The sequence below is a fragment of the Streptomyces sp. NPDC001594 genome (assembly GCF_042893675.1).
In the GTDB taxonomy this organism is placed as follows: Bacteria; Actinomycetota; Actinomycetes; order Streptomycetales; family Streptomycetaceae; genus Streptomyces.
In genome coordinates this window covers 131,757-153,769 of sequence record NZ_JBIAVB010000011.1, presented here as the reverse complement: position 1 = coordinate 153,769, position 22,013 = coordinate 131,757, and the positions used below count along the sequence as shown (strand labels likewise).

Sequence of the window (22,013 nt, the reverse complement as noted above, 5' to 3'; positions counted from 1 at the left end):
CAGCCGACCGCCCGCCAGGAGGAACCCTGGCGGGCGGCGGTGTGCGCGGGCGGGGGCGGGTCAGTACGAGGAGATGCCGACGGGCACGGCCCTGGCCACCGCGGCGGACAGACCCACGAGCATGCCCGCGTCCGTGGCATGCTCCTTGTCGACCCAGACCTCCGTGTAGGCGAGGCGCGACCCGGTGGTGAACTTCAGACCGCCGTCGGCCGGCCGTTCCACCAGCCAGCCGACGCCGTTCACCTCCACTCCGTCCGCCTTCGGATCGGCCATCTTCGCGGGCTTGGGGATGCCGCACCGCAGTACGATCGCCGAGCCGCCCCAGGCGGCGGTCAGGTCCGACTCCGGTGCGGTGACGCTCCGGTCCAGCCCGGACACCGACTCCGGGAGCTCCTTGTGCAGCGCGGCACAGAGCCCCGCGACGTCGGCGGGCGGCGCGGGCGGCGGAGTCACCCGGGCCTCGGAGGACCCGGGGGCACAGCCCGCCAGGGCCAGGCCCGCCGACAGGACGGGCAGGGCCAGTAGACGCAGGGGCCGGCGGTGCGAAGACATCACCGGCCAAGAGTAGACGGGGGCTACAGATGGACCACGGGGCAGGTCAGGGTGCGGGTGATCCCCTCCACCTGCTGCACCTTGGCGACCACCATGCGGCCGAGATCGTCGACGGTGTCGGCCTGGGCGCGCACGATGACGTCGTACGGCCCCGTCACGTCCTCGGCCTGGATCACCCCCGCGATGTTCCCGATGGACTCGGCGACGACCGACGCCTTGCCCACCTCGGTCTGGATGAGGATGTACGCCTGTACCACGGAACCTCCAGGGCGGCCACGAGGATCATTTCCCCTAACCTTCGGGTGGGCCCGACAGAATCGGAAGGGCCGGGGGAAGAAGGGACGCCACGGTACCGCGTCGCCGGGTGCCACGGGGAGACCCGCAGACCAGGCGCCACGCACAGCGGGGCGTACGCAGACCAGAAGTTGACGTATCTGTTGACGGTACCCAGAGCTGTGACGGCTCGCGACCGCAAGCGGACTTGCCAAGAAGGGGCACAGCGATGAAGGGCACTGTGGGCGAGCTGGGGGAATTCGGGCTCATCAGGGAGCTCACCTCACGGCTCACCACCACCCCGGCGGTCCGGCTCGGGCCGGGCGACGACGCCGCGGTCGTGTCGGCCCCCGACCGGCGGGTCGTGGCCAGCACGGACATCCTGCTGGAGGGCAGGCACTTCCGGCGCGACTGGTCCACCGCCTACGACGTCGGCCGCAAGGCCGCCGCGCAGAACCTGGCCGACATCGCCGCCATGGGCGCGGTCCCGACCGCCCTCCTGCTCGGCCTGGTGGTCCCGGCCGAGCTGCCGGTCACCTGGCCCACCGAGCTGATGGACGGCATCCGCGACGAGTGCCAGGTCGCCGGCGCGGCCGTGGTCGGCGGCGACGTCGTCCGCGGGGAGACCATCACCGTGGCCATCACCGCCCTCGGCGACCTGCGCAACCACGAGCCCGTGCTGCGCTCCGGCGCCCAGCCCGGCGACGTGGTGGCCGTCACCGGCTGGCTCGGCTGGTCCGCGGCCGGCTACGCGGTGCTCTCGCGCGGCTTCCGCTCCCCGCGGGCCTTCGTCGAGGCGCACCGGCGCCCCGAGCCGCCGTACCACGCCGGCCCGGCGGCCGCCGGACTCGGCGCCACCGCCATGACCGACGTCAGCGACGGCCTGATCGCCGACCTCGGGCACATCGCCGAGGCCAGCCACGTACGGATCGACCTGCGCTCGGGGGCCGTGGACATCCCGACCCAGATGCACGACATCGGCCAGGCCGTCGGCGTCGACCCGCTCCAGTGGGTGCTCACCGGGGGAGAGGACCACGCCATCGTGGCGACCTTCCCGCCCGACGTGAAGCTCCCGGCCCGCTGGAAGGTCATCGGGGAGGTCCAGCACCGCTCCGCCCTGCCGCAGGTCACCGTGGACGGCGCCCCCTGGACCAGCACCGGCGGCTGGGACCACTTCGGGTCCGACCCGGTCGAGGGCGAGACCCCGTGAACGGGCACCCCCCGCTCTGCCTGACCGTCGCCGGATCCGACTCCGGCGGCGGTGCGGGCATCCAGGCCGACCTCAAGACGATGCTGGCGCTCGGGGTGCACGGCATGAGCGTGGTCACCGCCGTGACCGCGCAGAACTCCCTCGGGGTCAAGGGGGCCTGGGAGCTGCCCGCCGAGGCCGTCACGGCCCAGTACCGGGCCGTGGTGGACGACATCGGGGTCCAGGCCGTGAAGACCGGGATGCTCTCCTCCGCCGTCCTGGTGGAGACCGTCGCGGAACTGCTGGCCGGCACCGACGCCCCGGTGGTCGTGGACCCGGTGGGCGTCTCCAAGCACGGGGACCCGCTGCTCGCGGCCTCCGCGCTGGACGCCGTACGCGGGGCGCTGCTGCCCCGGGCCACGGTGGCGACGCCCAACCTCGACGAGGTGGCGCAGCTGACCGGGCTGGCCGTCGAGGACGAGGACGGCATGCGGCGGGCCGCCGACGCGGTCCTCGGCTTCGGGCCCCGCTGGGCGCTGATCAAGGGCGGCCACCTCGCCGCCCACGGCGGGGAGGCGGTGGACCTGCTGACCGACGGCTCCGAGGAGCTGTGGCTGCGGGCGCCCCGCCACGACAACCGGCACACCCACGGCACCGGCTGCACCCTCGCCAGCGCCGTGGCGGCGGGCCTGGCCAGGGGGCTGCCGGTCCCGGAGGCCGTCACGGCCGCCAAGGAGTACGTCACCGGCGCCATCGCCGCCGGCTTCGCCCTCGGCGGCGGCATCGGCCCGGTGGACCACGCCTGGCAGTGGCGCTGAAACCGTCAGGACAAGGCAAAAGGCCGGTTCACCAGAGGTGAACCGGCCTTCTTGGCAACCGGAAAGGGCTGCGCTACGACGACGGGAGGCGTCAGCGCGAGACCTTGCCGGCCTTGATGCACGAGGTGCAGGCGTTGAGGCGCTTCGGCGTCCCATTGACCACGGCACGGACGCGCTGGATGTTCGGGTTCCAGCGACGCGAGGTGCGGCGGTGCGAGTGGGAGATGTTGTTGCCGAAGCTCGGCCCCTTGGCGCAAACGTCGCAGTTGGCAGCCACAGGTCACTCCAAGACTTCAGATGCAATTACGGTGGAATCCGGCGCACCGGAATCAGAGATCTGAAGTGGCTTGCCGGACGAATGACCCGACTCTCGACGGGCAACCTGAGCAGCATACAACGACTGCTTGGGTCCGAGAAAACTACCATGACGGGGCCGGGCTCCGCCCCGGGGTCCCGGGCGGGCGGCCGTCCTTCGTTACCCTGCGGTGAACCCTGGCCCGCACAAGGAGGAACGCCCGGTGGCGCACGATCCCGAGCAGCAGCCCGCCGAGGAGCTCGACGCCGCTGCGGTGCGCACCTGGAGCTCCCTGGCCCTGGCCGCACTGGGCCGGTCCCGCACCGACATCGACGCCATCAACGTCTACCCCGTCGCCGACGCCGACACCGGCACCAACCTCTACCTGACCGCCGAATCCGCCGACCGCGCCCTGACCGGGGCCTTCGCCCGCACCGCCCCCGGCGTGACCGACGGCACAGCCCCGGACACCGCCGCGACCTCCCTCCCGGAGGCCGTACGGGCCTACGCCCACGGCGCCCTCATAGGCGCCCGCGGCAACTCCGGGACGATCCTCGCCCAGCTCCTGCGCGGCATCGCCGACGTCCTCGGCGCCGGCCCCGCCGGCCCCGCCCCCGGCCCCCTCCTGGCCCAGGCCCTCACCCGGGCCGCCGAGGAGGCCTACCAGGCCGTCGCCCACCCCGTCGAGGGGACGATGCTCACCGTGGCCGGAGCCGCCGCCCGCGCCGCGCAGGCCGCCCCGGGGACCGCCGCCGACGTGGCCCGCGCCGCCTACGACGGAGCCCGCGCGGCCCTCGCCGAGACCCCCGGCCAGCTCGCCGCCCTCGGCAAGGCCGGCGTGGTCGACGCGGGGGGCTGCGGGCTGGTCGCCGTACTCGGGGCGCTGTGGCAGGCGCTGTCCGGCCAGGAGCCCGAGCCCGAGCCGGTCCAGGGGCCGGCCGTGCCCGTCGAGCGCGTCCCGGAACCCTGCGCCCAGGAGGAGGGCGGACCCGCGTACGAGGTGGTCTACCTGCTGGAGGCCGCCGAGGAGGCCGTCGACCGGCTGCGCACCGCCCTCGACGGGCTCGGCGACTCCCTCGTGGTGGTCGGCGGCGACGGGCTGTGGAACGTCCACGTGCACGTCGACGACCCCGGTGCGGCCGTCGAGGCCGGAGTGGAAGCCGGCCGGCCCTACCGGATCCGCATCACCCACTTCGGTGACGAACGCCGCCGCGCCAGCGCCCCGCGCGCCCAGCGGGCCGTCGTGGCCGTGGTCCACGGCGAGGGGCTGGCCGAACTGTGCGGGGAGGCCGGCGCGACCACCGTCCCGGCCCGGGCGGGCGAGCCCCCCGCCGTCGCCGACCTGCTCGACGCGATCCGCCGGGCCCACGCGCGCGAGGTGGTCCTGCTGCCCGGCGGCGCCGAACTCCGCGCGGTCGCCGGCGCCGCCGCCGAGCAGGCCCGCGCCGACGGCGTGCGCGTCGCGGTGATCCCGACCCGGTCCGCCGTCCAGGGCCTGGCCGCCCTCGCCGTGCACGACCCGGAGGCCGGCTTCGACGAGGACGTCGTCGCCATGACCGCCGCCGCCGGCGCCACGCGGTACGGGGAACTCGCCGTCGCCGAGCGGCAGTCCTTCACCTCCGCCGGCATCTGCCAGGCCGGGGACGTCCTCGGGCTCATCGACGGCGACGTCGCCGTCATCGGGGCGGGCCTGTCCGAGACGGCCGAGGCGGTCCTGGAGCGGATGCTCGGCTCCGGCGGCGAACTGGTCACCCTCGTCCTGGGCCCCGAGGCCCCCGACACCCTCGCCGTGCGCCTGGAGGCCTACGTCCAGCAGCGCCACCTCGCCGTGGACACCGTCACCTACAGCGGCGGCAGGCACTCGGCGCCCCTGCTCATCGGAGTCGAATAGCGGCCCTGTCACCGGCATGGTGTGCAATGGAACACGTGCCCGCGCTCGACGAAGACCTCAAGAAGACCCTCGGCCCCGCCACCGCCAAGGTGCTCGCCGAGCAGCTCGGCCTGCACACGGCCCTGGACCTGCTCCACCACTACCCCCGGCGCTACGCCGAGCGCGGCGAGCTGACCTCGCTTGCCGACCTCGCCGACCAGCTCGACGAACACGTCACGGTCGTCGCCCAGGTCGCCGACGCCCGGATCCTGACCTTCAACGGGGGCCGCGGCAAGCGGCTGGAGGTCACCATCACCGACGGCAGCGGCCGCCTCCAGCTGGTCTTCTTCGGCGCGGGCGTCCACAAGCCGCACAAGGAACTGCTGCCCGGCAGCCGCGCGATGTTCGCGGGCAAGGTCTCCCGGTTCAACCACAAGCTCCAGCTCGCGCACCCCGCGTACGAACCCCTCGGCGCCGACGCCTCCGACCGGGACGCCGCCACGGCCTTCGCCAACCAGCTGATCCCGATCTACCCGGCCTGCGCCAAACTGGAGTCCTGGAAGATCGCCAAGTGCGTGGACGCCGTCCTGCCCCGGGCACAGGAGGCCCTGGACCCGCTCCCGCCCGCCCTGCGCGACGGCCGCGGACTGGTCCCGCTCACCGAGGCCCTCCTCAAGGTCCACCGCCCGGCGACCAAGGCCGACGTCGAGGACGCCCGCCGCCGCCTGAAGTGGGACGAGGCCTTCGTCCTCCAGGTCGCCCTCGCCCGCCGCCGGCACGCCGACTCCCAGCTCCCCGCCGTCGCCCGCCGCCCGTCTCCCGGCGGACTCCTCGACGCCTTCGACGCGAAGCTCCCGTTCACCCTCACCGAAGGCCAGCAGAACGTCTCGAAGGAGATCTTCGACGACCTGGCCACCAGCCACCCCATGCACCGCCTCCTCCAGGGCGAGGTCGGAAGCGGCAAGACCATGGTCGCGCTGCGCGCCATGCTCGCCGTGGTGGACTCCGGGGGGCAGGCCGCGATGCTCGCGCCCACCGAGGTCCTCGCCCAGCAGCACCACCGCTCCGTCACCGAGATGATGGGCGAGCTCGCGGAGGGCGGCATGCTCGGCGGCTCCGACCTGGGCACCAAGGTGGTCCTGCTCACCGGCTCCATGGGGACGGCCGCCCGCCGCCAGGCCCTGCTCGACCTGGTCACCGGCGAGGCCGGGATCGTCATCGGCACGCACGCCCTGATCGAGGACAAGGTCCAGTTCCACGACCTCGGCCTGGTCGTCGTCGACGAACAGCACCGCTTCGGCGTCGAACAGCGCGACGCCCTGCGCTCGAAGGGCAAGCAGCCGCCGCACCTGCTGGTCATGACCGCCACCCCCATCCCGCGCACCGTGGCCATGACCGTCTTCGGCGACCTGGAGACCTCCGTCCTCGACCAGCTGCCCGCCGGCCGTTCCCCGATCGCCACCCACGTGGTGCCCGCCAAGGACAAGCCGCACTTCCTCACCCGGGCCTGGGAGCGGGTTCGCGAGGAGGTGGAGAACGGCCACCAGGCGTACGTGGTCTGCCCGCGCATCGGTGACGGTGACGACGACCCGAAGGGCAAGAAGAAGGCCTCCGCCGAGGACGAGGCCGAGAAGCGCCCCCCGCTGGCCGTCCTGGAGATCGCCGAGCAGCTCGCGCGCGGCCCCCTCGCCGGGCTCTCCGTCGAGGTGCTGCACGGGCGGATGGACCCCGCCGACAAGGACGACGTGATGCGCCGCTTCGCCGCCGGCGAGGTCAAGGTGCTCGTCGCCACCACCGTCATCGAGGTCGGGGTGAACGTCCCCAACTCCACCGTCATGGTCATCATGGACGCCGACCGCTTCGGCGTCTCCCAGCTCCACCAGCTCCGCGGCCGCGTCGGCCGCGGCTCCGCACCCGGACTGTGCCTGCTGGTCAGCGAGATGCACGAGGCCAGCCCCGCCCGGGCCCGGCTCGCAGCCGTCGCCGCCACCCTCGACGGCTTCGAACTCTCCCGGATCGACCTGGAACAGCGCCGCGAGGGCGACGTCCTCGGCCGGGCCCAGTCCGGCGTCCGCTCCTCGCTGCGGATGCTCGCCGTCATCGAGGACGAGGAAGTCATCGCCGAGGCCCGCGAGGAGGCCGCCCGCGTGGTCGCCGCCGACCCCGAACTGGAGCACCTGCCGGGACTGCGCACCGCCCTCGACGCCCTCCTGGACACCGAGCGCGAGCAGTACCTGGAGAAGGGCTGAGCGGCACGACCTATCGTGGGAGGCCAGAACGGAGGCCCCGGCCTCCCCCGACCGCCGCAGAGAAGGACCCCAGATGACCCGCGTGATCGCCGGCACCGCCGGCGGGCGGCGGCTGTCCGTGCCGCCCGGCACCGGCACCCGCCCGACCTCCGACCGGATGCGCGAAGGGCTCTTCTCCACCTGGGAGTCACTGCACGGCGTCGAGGACTCCCGGGTCCTCGACCTCTACGGAGGCTCCGGCGCCGTGGGCCTGGAGGCCCTCTCCCGGGGCGCCGCCCACACCCTCCTGGTCGAGGCCGACGCCAAGGCCGCCAAGGCCATCCGGGACAACATCAGGACGCTGGGCCTGCCCGGCGCCGAGTTCCGGGCCGGCAAGGCCGAGCAGATCGTCGCGGGCGCCGCCTCCGGGGAGCCGTACGACATCGTCTTCCTGGACCCCCCGTACGCTGTCGGGCACGGCGAGCTCGGGGAGATCCTCCTCACACTCCGCGCCAATGGCTGGCTCACCGACGACGCCCTCGTCACCGTGGAGCGGAGCACCAGGAGCGGACCGTTCCCGTGGCCCGAGGGGTTCGAGCCGCTGCGCTCGCGCAAGTACGGCGAAGGCACCCTTTGGTACGGTCGCGCAGCCTCCACCAGCGAAGACTCATGAACGAGGGAGTTCAGTTGCGCCGCGCGGTCTGTCCGGGATCCTTCGACCCCATCCACAACGGGCATCTCGACGTCATCGGACGCGCCTCCAGGCTCTACGACGTGGTGCACGTCGCCGTGATGATCAACCCGGCGAAGAAGGGCCTGTTCACCGTCGAGGAGCGGATCGAGATGATCCGCGAGGCCACCGCCGGCTACGGAAACGTTCAGGTCGAGTCCTTCCACGGCCTCCTCGTCGACTTCTGCAAGCAGCGGGACATCCCCGCCATCGTCAAGGGCCTGCGCGCGGTCAGCGACTTCGACTACGAGCTCCAGATGGCCCAGATGAACATGGGGCTGTCGGGCGTCGAGACGCTGTTCGTCCCGACCATCCCGACCTACAGCTTCCTGTCCTCCTCGCTGGTCAAGGAGGTCGCGACCTGGGGCGGCGACGTCGCCCACCTGCTCCCCGAGCACGTCCACGCGGCGCTGATCGAACGGCTGCGCGCCAAGTGAGCCGACGGCGGACGGGCTGAGTTCCCCGGCCCGTCCCGCACGTCCCCCCGGTGGCCCTACAGTCGTCCCGTCAGTCCGAGGCGAAGAGAGCGCGAGCCACCCATGGACGTACAGAAGAAGCTGGACGAGATCGTCGCGGCCGTGGGCGGCGCCCGGTCGATGCCCATGTCGGCCTCCTGCGTGGTCAACCGCGCGGAGCTGCTCGCCCAGCTCGAAGAGGTACGCCAGGCCCTGCCCGGCTCGCTGGCGCAGGCCCGGGAACTCATCGGCGGCCGGGACCAGATGGTCGAGGAGGCCCGCCGGGAGGCCGACCGGATCATCGCCTCCGCGCACGCCCAGCGCGGCTCCCTCGTCTCCGACACCGAGATCGCGCGCCGCTCGCAGGAGGAGGCGGACCGGATCCTCGCCGACGCCCGCCGCGAAGCCGCCGAGATCCGGGCCGAGGCCGACGACTACGTGGACGGCAAGCTCGCCAACTTCGAGGTCGTCCTCAGCAAGACCATCGGCGCCGTGGACCGCGGCCGCGAGAAGCTGCTGGGCCGCGGTCCGGGCCTGGACGAACAGGGCTTCGACGACAGCGGCGCCCCCGAACCCAGCCCCGACCCGCAGGCCCGGCGCGAGCAGGCGGACGCGTACGTGGACACCAAGCTGGCCACCGTCGAGGCGGTGCTCGCCAAGACCCTGGAGGCCGTCGGCCGGGGCCGCCAGAAGCTGCTGGGCCGGGTGCCCACCGACGACCTCGGCGCGCACATGGCCGCCCAGGACGCGGCCGGGGACCAGCGGGTGCGCCCGTCCAGCGACGCGGATTTCCTGGCCGGGCTGGCCGAGCCCGAGCCGCCGGCGGTCCCCGCCCAGGCGGCGCCGGTCTACGAGGACTACACCGCGGCGGCGTACGCCGTTCCCTACGCCGCGCAGCAGCAGCCGCAACAGCAGGACGCGTATGCGTACCAGGACCCGTACGCGGGCTACCAGCAGCAGGACCCGTACGGCGGCGGCTACGCCCAGCAGCCCGACCCCTATGCCGCCTACCAGCAGCCCCAGCAGCCCCACCACCCGCAGCAGCCCGCGCTCGACGAGACCAGCTTCTTCGACACGAGCATGATCGATCTGGAGCAGCTGCGCCGGTACGAACAGGGTCGTTAGACCGGATTGGGCTCAGAGCGAAGCGCCGGGTATCCTGGCTGTTCGGTCGCGCCTATGCGCCGCGATCCATGCTGCCCTAGAGCGGCGAAAATTTCGATCTTCAGCGATCTGTGAAAGCAGGAACGGCTCTGAACACCCGCCTCGACCACCGCAACCCCCTCGTGTTCGACACGCACGAGCTGGGTCGGCGTCCTGGTGCCATGCAGCGGCTGTCCCGTGAGATCGCGGCGCCGGCGGACTTCGGTCTCGTCGACGTCATCGGAGTGCCGGAAGGCGCCCCGCTGAAGATCGACCTCCGCCTGGAGTCGGTCATGGAAGGGGTGCTTGTCACAGGCACCGTCCGTGCAAAGGCCGTGGGGGAGTGCGTAAGGTGTCTGGAGACCGTCGAGCGCGAGCTCAAGACGGACTTCCAGGAGATGTTCTCGTACCCTGACGCCGACGACCGGGGCCGCAGCAAGGCGGAGCCGGCCGACGACGCCGAGGACGACGAGGACATGCTCTTCCTCGAGGACGGCTTGTTCGACCTCGAACCCGTGCTGCGGGACGCGGTGGTACTCGCACTGCCCATGCAGCCGGTGTGCCGGGAGGACTGCCTCGGACTGTGCCCCGATTGCGGGCTCAGCCTGAACGACGACCCGGACCACCACCACGACGCCGTCGACATCCGTTGGGCGGCATTGCAAGGACTCGTCGTGACCGATCAGGACGACGAGAAGGACAACATGAGCGGCACTGCCTCTGACGGAGTTCAGGGCGCCGCCGAGAAGCAGGAGAAGTAGCCGTGGCTGTTCCGAAGCGGAAGATGTCGCGCAGCAACACGCGCCACCGCCGGTCGCAGTGGAAGGCTGCGGTCCCCACCCTGGTTTCGTGCGAGCGTTGCCAGGAGCCGAAGCTCCAGCACATCGCGTGCCCGAGCTGCGGCACCTACAACAAGCGCCAGGTCCTCGAGGTCTGAGCGGCTGGTGAGAGGCGCAATGTCTGAGCTGTCCAACGCTGAGAAGCAGGCAGACAGTAACAACGCGGCCTCGTCCCACACGCTTCTGGAAGGGCGGCTCGGGTACCAACTCGAGTCCGCCCTTCTGGTGCGTGCGCTGACCCACCGCTCGTACGCGTACGAGAACGGCGGTCTGCCCACCAACGAAAGGCTGGAGTTCCTCGGGGACTCCGTCCTGGGCCTGGTGGTCACCGACACGCTGTACACCACCCACCCCGACCTGCCGGAAGGCCAGCTGGCCAAACTGCGGGCCGCGGTGGTCAACTCGCGTGCGCTGGCGGAGGTCGGCCGCGGCCTCGACCTGGGTTCCTTCATCCGGCTCGGCCGGGGTGAAGAGGGCACGGGCGGCCGGGACAAGGCCTCCATCCTCGCCGACACCCTTGAAGCGGTGATCGGCGCGGTCTATCTCGACAAGGGCCTCGACGCGGCCTCGGAGCTGGTCCACCGGCTCTTCGACCCGCTCATCGAGAAGTCCTCGAACCTCGGCGCCGGCCTGGACTGGAAGACCAGCCTCCAGGAGCTCACGGCCGCCGAAGGCCTCGGGGTGCCCGAGTACCTGGTCACCGAGACCGGGCCGGACCACGAGAAGACCTTCACCGCTGCCGCCCGCGTCGGTGGTGTCTCGTACGGCACCGGCACCGGCCGCAGCAAGAAGGAAGCGGAACAGCAGGCGGCCGAGTCCGCGTGGCGCGGGATCCGTGCCGCCGCGGACGAGCGGAAGGCCGCCGAAGCGGCGGCCGCCGCCGAGGGGGCGCAGGCCCCCGCCGACCCGGCGGCCAAGGCCTGACCGGAACTTCCTTCGGGTACCTCCCGCCCGCTCCTGCCACCGGCAGGGGCGGGCGGCCCCGTTCCCGGGCGGGCCCCTGCCGTGCCGGGCCGCCGGGTAGGCTCGCGGCAGAGCCGGACGCCCGCGCCCCCCGTGCGGCGGCGCCGTCCCGCGGAACCCGCTTTCCCTCCCGGAGGAACACCGTGCCCGAGCTGCCCGAAGTCGAAGTGGTGCGGCGCGGCCTGGAACGCTGGGTGGCCGGGCGGACCGTCTCCGCCGTGGAGGTGCTCCACCCCAGGGCCGTGCGCCGCCACCTCGCGGGCGGGGCCGATTTCGCCGCGCGCCTGGCGGGCGCGACCATCGGGGTCCCGCGCCGGCGCGGGAAGTACCTGTGGCTCCCGCTGGAGGGCCGGGACCTGTCCGTCCTCGGTCACCTCGGGATGAGCGGGCAGCTGCTGGTCCAGCCGGCCGGCGCCCCGGACGAGAAGCACCTGCGCATCCGGATCCGCTTCGCCGACGACGCCGGGACCGAACTGCGCTTCGTCGACCAGCGCACCTTCGGCGGGCTCTCCCTGCACGAGGTCGCCCCCGGCAGCGAGGAGGGGCTTCCGGACGTCATCGCGCACATCGCCCGCGACCCCCTGGACCCCCTGTTCGACGAGGGCGCCTACCACCTGGCGCTGCGCGCCAAGCGGACCACCCTCAAGCGGGCCCTGCTGGACCAGTCGCTGATCAGCGGGGTGGGCAACATCTACGCCGACGAGGCCCTGTGGCGCGCCAGGCTGCACTACGAGCGCCCCACCGCCACCCTCACCCGCCCCCGGAGCACGGAACTCCTCACCCATGTGCGGGAGGTCATGGACGCCGCGCTCGCCGTGGGCGGCACCAGCTTCGACAGCCTGTACGTCAACGTGAACGGCGAGTCGGGCTACTTCGACCGGTCCCTGGACGCCTACGGGCGCGAGGGCGAGCCCTGCCGCCGCTGCGGTACGCCGATGCGGCGCAGGGCCTGGATGAACCGGTCCAGCTACTTCTGCCCGCGCTGTCAGAGGCCGCCGCGCGCGGTGTCGTAGGCCTGCCGCGAGCCGAGGACCTGGTCCATGTTCCCCTCCAGGAAGTGGATCAGGGCGAGCAGCCGGTCGGCGACCTCCCGGCCGAGCGGGGTGAGCTCGTAGTCCACCCGGGGCGGGTTGGTCGGCTGGGCCTCGCGCGTGACGATGCCGTCGCGCTCCAGCGCGTGCAGGGTCTGGGAGAGCATCTTCTCGCTCACCCCGTCCACCCGGCGGCGCAGCTCGTTGAAGCGGCGGGGGCCGTCGCGCAGGGCGCCCACGGTGAGGCTGCCCCAGCGGCCGGTGACGTGCTCCAGGGTCTCGCGGGAGGGGCAGGCGCGCGCGAAGACGTCGAACGGCAGGTCGGCCGCGACGCCCTCGGCGCAGACGTCGGTACAGGCAGGGGTCTCCATACCTCAAGCGTACCTCCGGGTAGCGCTAACTGTCTGCTTGCGCTTTCCAAAAGTTAGTGCTTCTCTGTTCGTGTCGCACCGCGGCGTACCGCGGCGCACCGGAACAGCCCTCTAGGAGCACAGCCATGTCTGCCACCATCCCCGCCCCCGTCGTCTCGATCGCCTACCACTCGGGCTACGGCCACACCGCCGTCGTCGCCGAGGCCGTGCGGGCCGGCGCCGCCGCGGCCGGGGCGACCGTGCACGTCGTCAAGGTCGACGAGATCACCGACGCCGAGTGGGAACTCCTCGACGCCTCCGACGCGATCGTCTTCGGCTCCCCGACCTACATGGGCACCGCCTCCGGCGCCTTCCACGTCTTCGCCGAGGCCACCTCGAAGCGCTGGTTCGGCGACGCCTGGCAGGACAAGGTCGCGGCGGGCTTCACCAACTCCGCCTCCAAGTCCGGAGACAAGCTCAACACCCTGCAGTACTTCCAGATGCTGGCCTCGCAGCACGGCATGAGCTGGGTGAACCTCGGCCTGAAGCCGGGCTGGAACTCCTCCACCGGCAGCGAGTACGACCTCAACCGCCTCGGCTTCTCCTCCGGCGCCGCCGCCCAGAGCAACGCCGACGAGGGCCCGGAGGCCGTGCACAAGGCCGACATCGCCACCGCCGAGCACCTCGGCCGCCGGGTCGCCGAGCACACCCGCGTGGTCATCGCGGGCCGGGCGGCGCTGGCCGCGGCCTCGGCCTGACCCCGCTCCGGGGCCGGCGGCCGGTTCTAGAAGCCGAAGTCCTGGGTCCACCAGGGGCCGCCGGCGCCGAAGTAGACGCCCACGCCGAGGGTGCGGAATTCGCAGTTGAGGATGTTCGCCCGGTGACCCGGGCTGTTCATCCAGGACTCCATCACGGTCTTGGCGTCGCCCTGGCCGCGCGCGATGTTCTCGCCGCCCATGCCGGTGATCCCGGCGTTCTGCGCCCGCTGCCAGGGGGTGTTGCCGTCCGGGTCCGTGTGGTCGAAGAAGCCCCGTACGGCCATGTCCTTGCTGAAGGCGGCGGCCAGCGCGGCCAGCGGCGGGTTCGCCCGGACCGGGACGCAGCCCGCCTGCGCGCGCTCCTGGTTGACCAGGGCGAGGACCTCCGCCTCCGCGGACGGGTTCGCGACCCCGGCGGCCGGGGGCTTGGGTGCCGCGGGCTTGGGGGCGGCCGCCTTCGGGGGCTGGGCGGGGGCGGTCTTCTCCGGCTGCTTGGCGGAGGCCGAAGGGGTGGGTGTAGGGCTCGGTGAGGCCGAGGGGGACGGCGGGGCCGAAGGGCTCGGGGAGGCGGGGGCGGACGCCGACGGGGTGCCCGCGCCGGGGCCGTCGGAGGCGCGGCCGGACAGGTTCGCGAGGCCGCCCTGCTGCATTCCGCGCTCCGGGCTCGGGGTGGGCTCGGCCCGGGCCTCGGTCCGGTCGGCGGAGCCCGTGCCGACGAACGGGAAGGAGCCGCCGACGGGTACGAAACCGGTCGTGACGGCCGCCGTGCCGAGGGCCACGGCCACGGAGACGCCGAGCAGGCCGTTGCGCACGGCGGTGCGCCGGACACCGCGGCGCGGCGCGGCGTGGAGTCGGTGGCGTCCCATCGGTCGCGGCCCCTCTTTGCAGGATCAACGTTTGCTCACCCGAACGGGTGAGTCATTGGTGGGGGACTGTAGCCCATGCCGCAAGGGGGGCGAGGGGATCAAGAGGCCTTCGCCCGGTTAGCGTTCTTGCATGAACGAAGATGTCCGCATGACCGCCTGGGTGCGCGGCCGTGTACAGGGAGTGGGCTTCCGCTGGTTCACCAGGGCCAATGCCCTGGAGATCGGCGGGCTGGCCGGCTTCGCGCTCAACCTCGACGACGGCCGGGTGCAGGTGGTGGCCGAGGGTCAACGTGAGAATTGCCACCGGCTGCTCGACTGGCTCCGCGACGGCGACACGCCCGGCCGGGTGGACGGCGTGACGGAGATATGGGGCACACCGCGCGGCGGATACGACGGCTTCGAGATCCGGTGATCTATCGACTGATCATGAACTGATCAGATCCCCGGTCGGTCCGCACCCGGTCGGAACTGCGCATTCGCCGTCGACCCGTTGCCGTCGGCGGCGAACCGTGGAAGGCTCGGAGACAAGGACGATCTCCACGCCCCCTGCCGGGGCCGGGATGCCCGCCGATACGGGGCGTGATCGTGTTGACCGTCAAACTTTTTGGTGAGACGCTGGAAGCCCCGCGCACCTGAGCTGTTTGGCAGTGCTGGCAGTAGGCAGCGTTAGTGAGTGCAGTGACTGACAGTCGTTGCCGGACATCCGCGGGTGCGATTCCCTCACGACCCACACCGCTTCGGTCGGTCACTCAGTGTGGAGGACCATCCATCATGGCAAAGGCGCTTCTCGGTTACGTCGGCGGCTCCGACCCGCGACTCCTCGCCGAGATGCGACGGCTTCAGCAGCGCGTCCAGGACCTCGAGTCCGAGCTCGGACGGATCCAGTCCGAGAACGACGCTCTGACCGCGGCCGCCGCTCAGCACGGGGACTCGCTGCTCGGCAGCATGGACCTCGACGTATCCCAGGCGGAGCCTGCGCTCACCTGATCCGCGACTCACCCCGTCGTTCGACTCCAGCCCGGCACGATCTGCATAGGGCACCGCACGATCTGCAAGGGACGCTCCGGCGTCCCTTCTTTCTTGCGGCTCCTCCTCGCGGCTCCTGCGACGGACCGCCCCCAACGGCGGTCCGACCACCGGCCCGGTGCGCCAGAGGCGCATTGGGCCAGGTGGGGGGCTGATTCCTGTGCCGTCTGATCTGCCCTGCACCTTCATGGGTGAAACCGGACGTGGAAGGTAGAGTCCGGCGGCGTGCACCTCAAGTCCCTGACCCTGCGCGGCTTCAAATCCTTCGCCTCCGCCACCACCCTCCGCTTCGAGCCGGGCATCACCTGTGTCGTGGGCCCCAACGGCTCCGGCAAGTCCAACGTGGTGGACGCCCTGTCCTGGGTCATGGGGGAGCAGGGGGCCAAGACCCTGCGCGGCGGCAAGATGGAAGACGTCATCTTCGCCGGGACGACGGGCCGCCCGCCCCTCGGCCGTGCCGAGGTCTCCCTCACCATCGACAACTCCGACGGCGCCCTGCCCATCGAGTACGCCGAGGTCACCCTCACGCGGATCATGTTCCGCGGCGGCAGCAGCGAGTACCAGATCAACGGGGACACCTGCCGGCTCCTCGACATCCAGGAACTCCTCTCCGACTCCGGCATCGGCCGTGAGATGCACGTCATCGTCGGCCAGGGCCAGCTCGACTCCGTTCTGCACGCCGACCCGATGGGCCGCCGGGCCTTCATCGAGGAGGCCGCCGGCGTACTGAAGCACCGCAAGCGCAAGGAGAAGGCGCTGCGCAAGCTCGACGCGATGCAGGCCAACCTCGCCCGGGTGCAGGACCTCGCCGACGAGCTGCGCCGGCAGCTCAAGCCCCTGGGGCGGCAGGCGGCGGTGGCCCGGCGGGCGGCCGTCATCCAGGCGGACCTGCGCGACGCCAGGCTGCGGCTGCTCGCCGACGACCTGGTGGAGCTGCGGTCCGCGCTGGACGCGGAGGTCGCCGACGAGGCGGCCCTGAAGGAGCGCAAGGAATCGGCCGAACGGGCCCTCGCGGGGGCGCTGCGCCGCGAGGCCGGGCTGGAGGAATCGGTACGGCGGCTCGCGCCCCGGCTCCAGCGGGCCCAGCAGACCTGGCACGAGCTCGCGCAGCTCGCCGAACGGGTGCGCGGCACCGAGTCCCTGGCCCAGGCACGGGTCAAGAGCGCGTCGGCGCCGGTGGAGGAGGAGCGGCGCGGCCGTGACCCGGAGGACATGGAGCGGGAGGCCGCGCGGATCCGGGAGCAGGAGGCGGAGCTGACCGCGGCGCTCGAAGCCTCCGAACGGGCGCTGGAGGACACCGCCGCGCACCGGGCCGAGCTGGAGCGGGCCCTCGCCGAGGAGGAGCGGCGGCTCCGCGACGCGGCGCGGGCCGTCGCCGACCGGCGTGAGGAGCTGGCCCGGCTGACCGGCCGGCTGGGCGCGGCCCGGTCCCGGGCGGGGGCGGCCCAGTCGGAGATCGACCGGCTGGTGGCGGCCCTCGACGGGGCGCGGACCCGGGCCGAGGAGGCGCGGGAGGAGTACGAGGCACTGGCCGCGGAGGTCGGCGGGCCGGAGGCCCCCTCCGCCGAGGAGGGGGAGTACGAGGCCGCGCGGGCCGCGCTGGAGGAGGCGGAGGCCGCGCTGGCGGCGGCCCGGGAGGCCCGGACCTCGGCGGAACGGTCCCGCGCGGCGGTCTCGGCGCGGCGGGACGCGCTCGCGCTGGGGCTGCGGCGCAAGGACGGCACCGGGGCGCTGCTCGCGGTGCGGGAGCGGCTGGCGGGGGTGCTGGGGCCGGCGGCGGAGCGGGTGTCGGTCGAGGCGGGGTACGAGGTCGCGGTGGCCGCGGCCCTGGGCTCCGCCGCGGACGCGGTGGCCGTGGCCTCGGCGGGAGCGGCGGCCGGGGCCATCCGGCACCTGCGGGACTCCGACGCGGGCCGGGCCACGTTCCTGATCGCCCCGACCCCGACCCCGACCCCGGGCTCCGCCCCGGCCCTGGGTGTGGTTCCGGGGCAGGCCCCGGGCCCCGGGGGTGCGGTCCCGGGCGGCGCCGAGCTGCCCGGGCAGGCGGGGCCGCCGGATGTGCCGGGCTTCGGCCCGGAACGCGGGTCCGCGGCCGCGGCGGAGGCCGCGTCGGGTTCCGCCCCTGCCGGGGCGCCCGTCCGTGTCGCGGCCGGGTGCCGGGAGGCCGCCGGGCTGGTGCGGGGGGATGCCGCAGTGGTGCGGGCCGTCGCGTGGGTGTTGCGGGGGTACGTGGTCGTCGGGAGCCTGGAGGAGGCCGAGGAGGTCGTCGCCGGGCGGCCCGAGCTGGTCGCCGTGACCGTGGACGGGGACGTGCTCGGGGCCCACCTCGCGCACGGCGGCTCCGCCGGGGCGCCCAGTCTCATCGAGGTCCAGGCCGCCGTGGACGAGGCCGACGCCGAGCTGGAGCGGCTGGAGCCGGAGTGCCGGGACGCGGCCGCGGCGGAGGAGGCCGCCCGGGTGCTGCGGGCCGGCGCCGTCGCCCGGGTCGAGGAGCTGGCCGAGCTGCGCCGGGCCGGGGAGCAGGCCCGGGCCGGGGCGGCCCAGCAGCTCGGGCGGCTCGCCGGGCAGGCGAAGGCGGCTCTCGGCGAGGCGGAGCGCGGCGCGCTGGCCGTGGCCACCGCCGAGGAGGCCCTGGAGCGCGCGCGGGTCGACGTCGAGGAGTGCGCGGAGCGGCTCGCCGCCGTGGAGGAGGCGCCGGTCGCCGAGGATCCCGACACCTCCGCCCGGGACCGGCTCGCCGCCGACGGGGCCAACGCCCGGCAGACCGAGATGGAGGCCCGGCTCCAGCTGCGTACCCACGAGGAGCGGGTCAAGGGCCTCGCGGGCCGGGCGGACGCCCTCGACCGGGGGGCCAGGGCCGAACGGGAGGCGCGGGCGCGCGCCGAGCGGCGCCGGCAGCGGATGCGGCACGAGGCCTCGGTCGCCCGGGCCGTCGCCGACGGGGCCCGGCAGCTGCTGGCGCACCTGGAGGTGTCCGTCGGCCGGGCGGAGCGGGAGCGTACGGCGGCCGAGGAGGCCAAGGCGGTCCGCGAGCGGGAGCTCGGCGAGGCCCGCGGCCTGGGCCGTGACCTCAAGGGTGAACTCGACAAGCTGACCGACTCCGTGCACCGGGGCGAGGTGCTCGGCGCCGAGAAGCGGCTGCGCATCGAGCAGCTGGAGACCCGCGCCCTGGAGGAGCTGGGCGTGGAGCCGGCCGCGCTGGTGGCGGAGTACGGCCCCGACCAGCCCGTCCCCCCGTCCCCGCCGGCCGAGGGCGAGGTGCTCCCGGAGGACCCCGACCACCCCCGCAACCGCCCCGGCCCCTTCGACCGGGCCCGGCAGGAGAAGCGGCTCAAGGCGGCCGAGCGCGCCTACCAGCAGCTCGGCAAGGTCAACCCGCTCGCGCTGGAGGAGTTCGCGGCGCTGGAGGAGCGCCACCGGTTCCTCAGCGAGCAACTGGAGGACCTGAGGAAGACGCGCGCCGACCTCCTTCAAGTGGTGAAGGAGGTGGACCAGCGGGTCGAGCAGGTCTTCACCGAGGCCTACCGGGACACCGCCCGTGAGTTCGAGGGGGTGTTCTCGCGGCTGTTCCCCGGCGGCGAGGGCCGTCTCGTGCTCACCGACCCGGAGAACATGCTGGCCACCGGCGTGGACGTCGAGGCCCGTCCGCCCGGCAAGAAGGTCAAGCGGCTGTCCCTGCTGTCCGGCGGCGAGCGCTCCCTGACGGCCGTGGCGCTGCTGGTCTCCATCTTCAAGGCGCGGCCCAGTCCGTTCTACGTGATGGACGAGGTCGAGGCGGCGCTGGACGACACCAACCTGCAGCGGCTGATCCGGATCATGGAGGAGCTCCAGGAGAGCTCCCAGCTGATCGTCATCACCCACCAGAAGCGGACCATGGAGGTCGCCGACGCCCTCTACGGCGTCTCGATGCAGGGCGACGGGGTGTCGAAGGTGATCAGCCAGCGCCTCCGGTGAAGGCTGATTCTTCAAGAAGTGAAGTCAAGGCCCGAGGGCCTGACCATCATGTGACCTTCACGCGGGCTATTGACTTCAGGAACTGAACACATAGGCTCTGGGCTGTCTCCCGGCTCCGGGTGGTGCCCGATCTTTACCTGTGCGCCACTAGGAGAACGGACAGAACCCCCCACGGAGCACACCTTGACCAGCAGCACAGCGCAGTCAGCGGCGTCGGGCGGCGGCGGAAACGCGTCCCACCCCGACCACCTCGGCCACGTCATCTTCATCGCCGCGGCAGCCGCGATGGGCGGCTTCCTCTTCGGATACGACAGCTCCGTGATCAACGGTGCCGTCGTCGCCATCCGCGAACGCTTCGACGTCGGCCCGGCCGTGCTCGCGCAGGTGATCGCCGCCGCACTGATCGGCTGCGCCATCGGCGCAGCCACCGCGGGCCGGCTCGCCGACCGCCTCGGCCGCATCCGCTGCATGCAGATCGCCGCCGTCCTCTTCACCGCGAGCGCCATCGGCTCGGCCCTGCCCTTCGCCCTCTGGGACCTCGCCGTCTGGCGCGTGATCGGCGGTTTCGGCATCGGCATGGCCTCCGTCATCGGCCCCGCCTACATCGCGGAGGTCTCCCCGGCCGCCTACCGCGGCCGGCTCGCCTCCTTCCAGCAGGCCGCCATCGTCATCGGCATCGCCGTCTCGCAGCTGGTCAACTGGGGCATCCTCAACCTCGCCGACGGCGACCAGCGCGGCGTGATCGGCGGGCTCGAGGCCTGGCAGTGGATGCTCGGGGTGATGGTCGTCCCCGCCGTGCTCTACGGGCTCATGTCCTTCGTGATCCCGGAGTCCCCGCGCTTCCTGGTCTCCGTCGGCCGCAACGCAGAGGCCCGCAAGGTGCTGGCCGAGGTCGAAGGCTCCCACACCGACCTCGACGCGCGCGTCGCCGAGATCGAGACGGCCATGCGCTCCGAGCACAAGTCCACCTTCAAGGACCTGCTCGGCGGCCGCTTCGGCCTGCTGCCCATCGTCTGGATCGGCATCGGCCTCTCGGTCTTCCAGCAGCTCGTCGGCATCAACGTGATCTTCTACTACAGCTCCTCGCTGTGGCAGTCCGTCGGCATCGACCCGACCAGCTCGTTCCTGTACTCCTTCACCACGTCGATCATCAACATCATCGGCACGGTGATCGCGATGATCTTCGTCGACCGCATCGGCCGCAGGCCCCTCGCGCTGATCGGCTCGGCCGGCATGGCGCTCTCGCTCGGCCTGTGCGCCTGGGCGTTCTCGTACAAGACCACCGTCGCCGGCGAGATCTCCATGCCCTCGGCCCAGGGCACCGTCGCCCTGGTCGCCGCGCACGCCTTCGTGCTCTTCTTCGCCCTGTCCTGGGGCGTGGTGGTCTGGGTGCTGCTCGGCGAGATGTTCCCCAACCGCATCCGGGCCGCCGCGCTCGGTGTGGCCGCGGCCGCCCAGTGGGTCGCCAACTGGGTCATCACCGTCACGTTCCCGTCCCTCTCGGACTGGAACCTGTCGGGCGCCTACGTCATCTACACGGTCTTCGCCGTGCTCTCGATCCCCTTCATCCTCAAGTGGGTGCCGGAGACCAAGGGCAAGGCGTTGGAGGAGATGGGGTAACCAACCCCCGCCACCACCCCCTCCCCTCCGCGGTGCTGCCCCGGCTCAGTCCCTGAGCCGGGGCAGCACCCGTTCGCACAGCAGCCGCAGGCTGCGCCACCCCTCCTCCAGGGGCATCCCGCCGCACAGCGGGTGCAGCACCAGGTTCCCCGCCTCGCCCGTCTCCCGGCCGAAGGCGACGGCCTCCTCCGGGGAGAGGATCCGGTAGACCCCCTCCGCCCGCAGCTCCGCCACCGTGCGGGCGCCGGAGCGGACCGCCGAGCGGATGTCCTTGGACTGCCAGGAGGCGTACATGCCCGCCTCGTGCAGGAAGTGCTCCCCGTACTGCGCCCAGGCCCGGTCCGGGTCCTCCGCGACGTGCAGCAGCGGCGTCCGCTCCGCCGGCATCATGCAGAAGCCCTCGGTGCCGTACTCGGCGAGCCGCTCCCGGTAGTACGCCTCCAGCTCCGGCAGGTGGGCGCTGGGGAAGAACGGCAGCCCCAGCCGGGCCGCCCGCCGCGCCGCCGCCTTCGAGCTCCCGCCCACCAGCAGCATCGGGTGCGGCTGCGTGAAGGGCACCGGGGTCACCTTCACCGTGCGGCCGCGGAACTCGAAGGGCTCGCCGGTCCACGCCTTGAGCAGGGTCTCCAGGAGCTCGTCCTGGAGCCGGCCGCGCCGCCCCCACTCCACCCCGTGCTGCTCGTACTCCTCGGGCCGGTAGCCGATCCCCGCCACCGTCACCAGCCGGCCGCCGCCGATCAGGTCCAGCACGGCGATGTCCTCGGCCACCTTCAGCGGGTCGTGCAGCGGGCCGATGATCGCCGAGACGGTGACCGCGATCCGGCGCGTCGCGCCGAGCACCGCGCCCGCGAACGCGAAGGGGGAGGGCAGCCAGTGGTTGTCCGTGCCGTGGTGCTCCTCCGTCTGGATCGTGTCGATCCCGTGCTCGTCGGCGTAGCGGGCCATCTCCACCGCCGCCTGGTAGCGGGCGGCGAGGCTCGCCGGGGTGCCGTTCGGGTCGACGAGGTTGAAGCGGGCCACGGTGATGGGCATGGCGGGGTTCCCCTTCGCCGG

General features: G+C 72.9%; 22 protein-coding genes. 16 read left to right on the top strand and 6 right to left on the bottom strand.

All coding sequences use genetic code 11. From position 1 onward, the window contains the following. Positions 1 to 60: 60 nt before the first annotated feature. Together ACFY0O_RS22605 and ACFY0O_RS22600 are read right to left on the bottom strand one after the other, a co-directional pair. Positions 61 to 552: a DUF3515 domain-containing protein gene (locus ACFY0O_RS22605; RefSeq protein ID WP_388949463.1), complete on the bottom strand. Its 492-nt coding sequence runs from the start codon at positions 550 to 552 to the stop codon at positions 61 to 63. 23 nt (positions 553 to 575) lie between these two features. Continuing rightward, entirely contained in the window at positions 576 to 809 is a 234-nt protein-coding gene (locus tag ACFY0O_RS22600; RefSeq protein ID WP_042816780.1) for an Lrp/AsnC ligand binding domain-containing protein, read from the bottom strand. A gap of 245 nt (positions 810 to 1,054) precedes the next feature. Between ACFY0O_RS22600 and ACFY0O_RS22595 the strand changes: the two genes are divergently transcribed. After that, positions 1,055 to 2,035 (top strand): thiamine-phosphate kinase, encoded by a 981-nt coding sequence (locus tag ACFY0O_RS22595; protein ID WP_358892728.1) that lies wholly within the window; start codon positions 1,055 to 1,057, stop codon positions 2,033 to 2,035. Continuing rightward, complete coding sequence (thiD, locus tag ACFY0O_RS22590) at positions 2,032 to 2,832, top strand: bifunctional hydroxymethylpyrimidine kinase/phosphomethylpyrimidine kinase (protein WP_388949166.1); 801 nt, start codon at positions 2,032 to 2,034, stop codon at positions 2,830 to 2,832. Before ACFY0O_RS22595 ends, thiD begins: the two co-directional genes overlap by 4 nt. Positions 2,833 to 2,923: 91 nt before the next feature. On the opposite strand, the gene rpmB is transcribed toward thiD, so the two are convergent. Beyond that, positions 2,924 to 3,109 (bottom strand): 50S ribosomal protein L28, encoded by a 186-nt coding sequence (gene rpmB / locus ACFY0O_RS22585; protein ID WP_007266795.1) that lies wholly within the window; start codon positions 3,107 to 3,109, stop codon positions 2,924 to 2,926. A 241-nt stretch (positions 3,110 to 3,350) separates the two neighbouring features. Here rpmB and ACFY0O_RS22580 point away from each other — a divergent pair, with 241 nt between their 5' ends. From ACFY0O_RS22580 to mutM, 9 genes are all read left to right on the top strand, one after another. Beyond that, the gene (locus ACFY0O_RS22580) at positions 3,351 to 5,018 is read left to right on the top strand and encodes a DAK2 domain-containing protein (RefSeq protein ID WP_388949163.1); all 1,668 of its coding nucleotides are present in this window, start codon (positions 3,351 to 3,353) and stop codon (positions 5,016 to 5,018) included. A 26-nt stretch (positions 5,019 to 5,044) separates the two neighbouring features. After that, positions 5,045 to 7,246 carry an ATP-dependent DNA helicase RecG gene (gene recG / locus ACFY0O_RS22575; RefSeq protein WP_388949161.1) on the top strand — a complete coding sequence of 734 codons (2,202 nt, stop codon included), beginning with the start codon at positions 5,045 to 5,047 and terminating at the stop codon, positions 7,244 to 7,246. Positions 7,247 to 7,319: 73 nt separating this feature from the next. Further along, positions 7,320 to 7,898 carry a 16S rRNA (guanine(966)-N(2))-methyltransferase RsmD gene (gene rsmD, locus ACFY0O_RS22570; RefSeq protein WP_388949158.1) on the top strand — a complete coding sequence of 193 codons (579 nt, stop codon included), beginning with the start codon at positions 7,320 to 7,322 and terminating at the stop codon, positions 7,896 to 7,898. Positions 7,899 to 7,912: 14 nt separating this feature from the next. After that, positions 7,913 to 8,392 carry a pantetheine-phosphate adenylyltransferase gene (gene coaD / locus ACFY0O_RS22565; RefSeq protein WP_358892760.1) on the top strand — a complete coding sequence of 160 codons (480 nt, stop codon included), beginning with the start codon at positions 7,913 to 7,915 and terminating at the stop codon, positions 8,390 to 8,392. A gap of 102 nt (positions 8,393 to 8,494) precedes the next feature. Next, complete coding sequence (locus ACFY0O_RS22560; protein WP_388949155.1) at positions 8,495 to 9,535, top strand: DivIVA domain-containing protein; 1,041 nt, start codon at positions 8,495 to 8,497, stop codon at positions 9,533 to 9,535. 128 nt (positions 9,536 to 9,663) lie between these two features. Then, positions 9,664 to 10,314 (top strand): YceD family protein, encoded by a 651-nt coding sequence (locus tag ACFY0O_RS22555; protein WP_388949460.1) that lies wholly within the window; start codon positions 9,664 to 9,666, stop codon positions 10,312 to 10,314. A gap of 2 nt (positions 10,315 to 10,316) precedes the next feature. Next, the gene (rpmF, locus tag ACFY0O_RS22550; RefSeq protein WP_003965982.1) at positions 10,317 to 10,490 is read left to right on the top strand and encodes a 50S ribosomal protein L32; all 174 of its coding nucleotides are present in this window, start codon (positions 10,317 to 10,319) and stop codon (positions 10,488 to 10,490) included. Positions 10,491 to 10,509: 19 nt separating this feature from the next. Beyond that, a complete protein-coding gene (gene rnc / locus ACFY0O_RS22545) occupies positions 10,510 to 11,316 on the top strand; it encodes a ribonuclease III (protein WP_358892722.1) in 807 nt (268 codons plus the stop codon). Between the two features lie 182 nt (positions 11,317 to 11,498). Beyond that, positions 11,499 to 12,368: a bifunctional DNA-formamidopyrimidine glycosylase/DNA-(apurinic or apyrimidinic site) lyase gene (gene mutM / locus ACFY0O_RS22540; protein WP_388949153.1), complete on the top strand. Its 870-nt coding sequence runs from the start codon at positions 11,499 to 11,501 to the stop codon at positions 12,366 to 12,368. Here the strand turns inward: mutM and ACFY0O_RS22535 are convergent. Next, a complete protein-coding gene (locus tag ACFY0O_RS22535) occupies positions 12,341 to 12,757 on the bottom strand; it encodes a winged helix-turn-helix transcriptional regulator (RefSeq protein WP_388949150.1) in 417 nt (138 codons plus the stop codon). The genes mutM and ACFY0O_RS22535 overlap by 28 nt on opposite strands. 125 nt (positions 12,758 to 12,882) lie before the next feature. Between ACFY0O_RS22535 and ACFY0O_RS22530 the strand changes: the two genes are divergently transcribed. Next, positions 12,883 to 13,494, top strand: coding sequence for a flavodoxin family protein (locus tag ACFY0O_RS22530; RefSeq protein WP_388949147.1), 612 nt, complete (start codon positions 12,883 to 12,885; stop codon positions 13,492 to 13,494). A gap of 26 nt (positions 13,495 to 13,520) precedes the next feature. Here the strand turns inward: ACFY0O_RS22530 and ACFY0O_RS22525 are convergent, their stop codons facing one another. Continuing rightward, positions 13,521 to 14,360 (bottom strand): CAP domain-containing protein, encoded by an 840-nt coding sequence (locus ACFY0O_RS22525; protein ID WP_388949144.1) that lies wholly within the window; start codon positions 14,358 to 14,360, stop codon positions 13,521 to 13,523. 130 nt (positions 14,361 to 14,490) lie between these two features. On the opposite strand from ACFY0O_RS22525, the gene ACFY0O_RS22520 reads away from it, so the two are divergent. The 4 genes from ACFY0O_RS22520 to ACFY0O_RS22505 all read left to right on the top strand — a co-directional run bounded on the left by ACFY0O_RS22520 (position 14,491) and on the right by ACFY0O_RS22505 (position 20,960). Further along, positions 14,491 to 14,772: an acylphosphatase gene (locus ACFY0O_RS22520; RefSeq protein WP_358892717.1), complete on the top strand. Its 282-nt coding sequence runs from the start codon at positions 14,491 to 14,493 to the stop codon at positions 14,770 to 14,772. Positions 14,773 to 15,131: 359 nt separating this feature from the next. Next, on the top strand, positions 15,132 to 15,347 hold the full coding sequence (locus ACFY0O_RS22515; RefSeq protein WP_042810367.1) for a hypothetical protein: 216 nt from the start codon (positions 15,132 to 15,134) through the stop codon (positions 15,345 to 15,347). A 264-nt stretch (positions 15,348 to 15,611) separates the two neighbouring features. After that, positions 15,612 to 19,340 (top strand): AAA family ATPase, encoded by a 3,729-nt coding sequence (locus ACFY0O_RS22510; RefSeq protein ID WP_388949141.1) that lies wholly within the window; start codon positions 15,612 to 15,614, stop codon positions 19,338 to 19,340. Between the two features lie 183 nt (positions 19,341 to 19,523). Next, a complete protein-coding gene (locus tag ACFY0O_RS22505) occupies positions 19,524 to 20,960 on the top strand; it encodes a sugar porter family MFS transporter (RefSeq protein WP_388949139.1) in 1,437 nt (478 codons plus the stop codon). Positions 20,961 to 21,005: 45 nt separating this feature from the next. Here the strand turns inward: ACFY0O_RS22505 and ACFY0O_RS22500 are convergent, their stop codons facing one another. Next, positions 21,006 to 21,992: an LLM class flavin-dependent oxidoreductase gene (locus ACFY0O_RS22500; RefSeq protein ID WP_388949137.1), complete on the bottom strand. Its 987-nt coding sequence runs from the start codon at positions 21,990 to 21,992 to the stop codon at positions 21,006 to 21,008. Positions 21,993 to 22,013 lie beyond the last annotated feature (21 nt).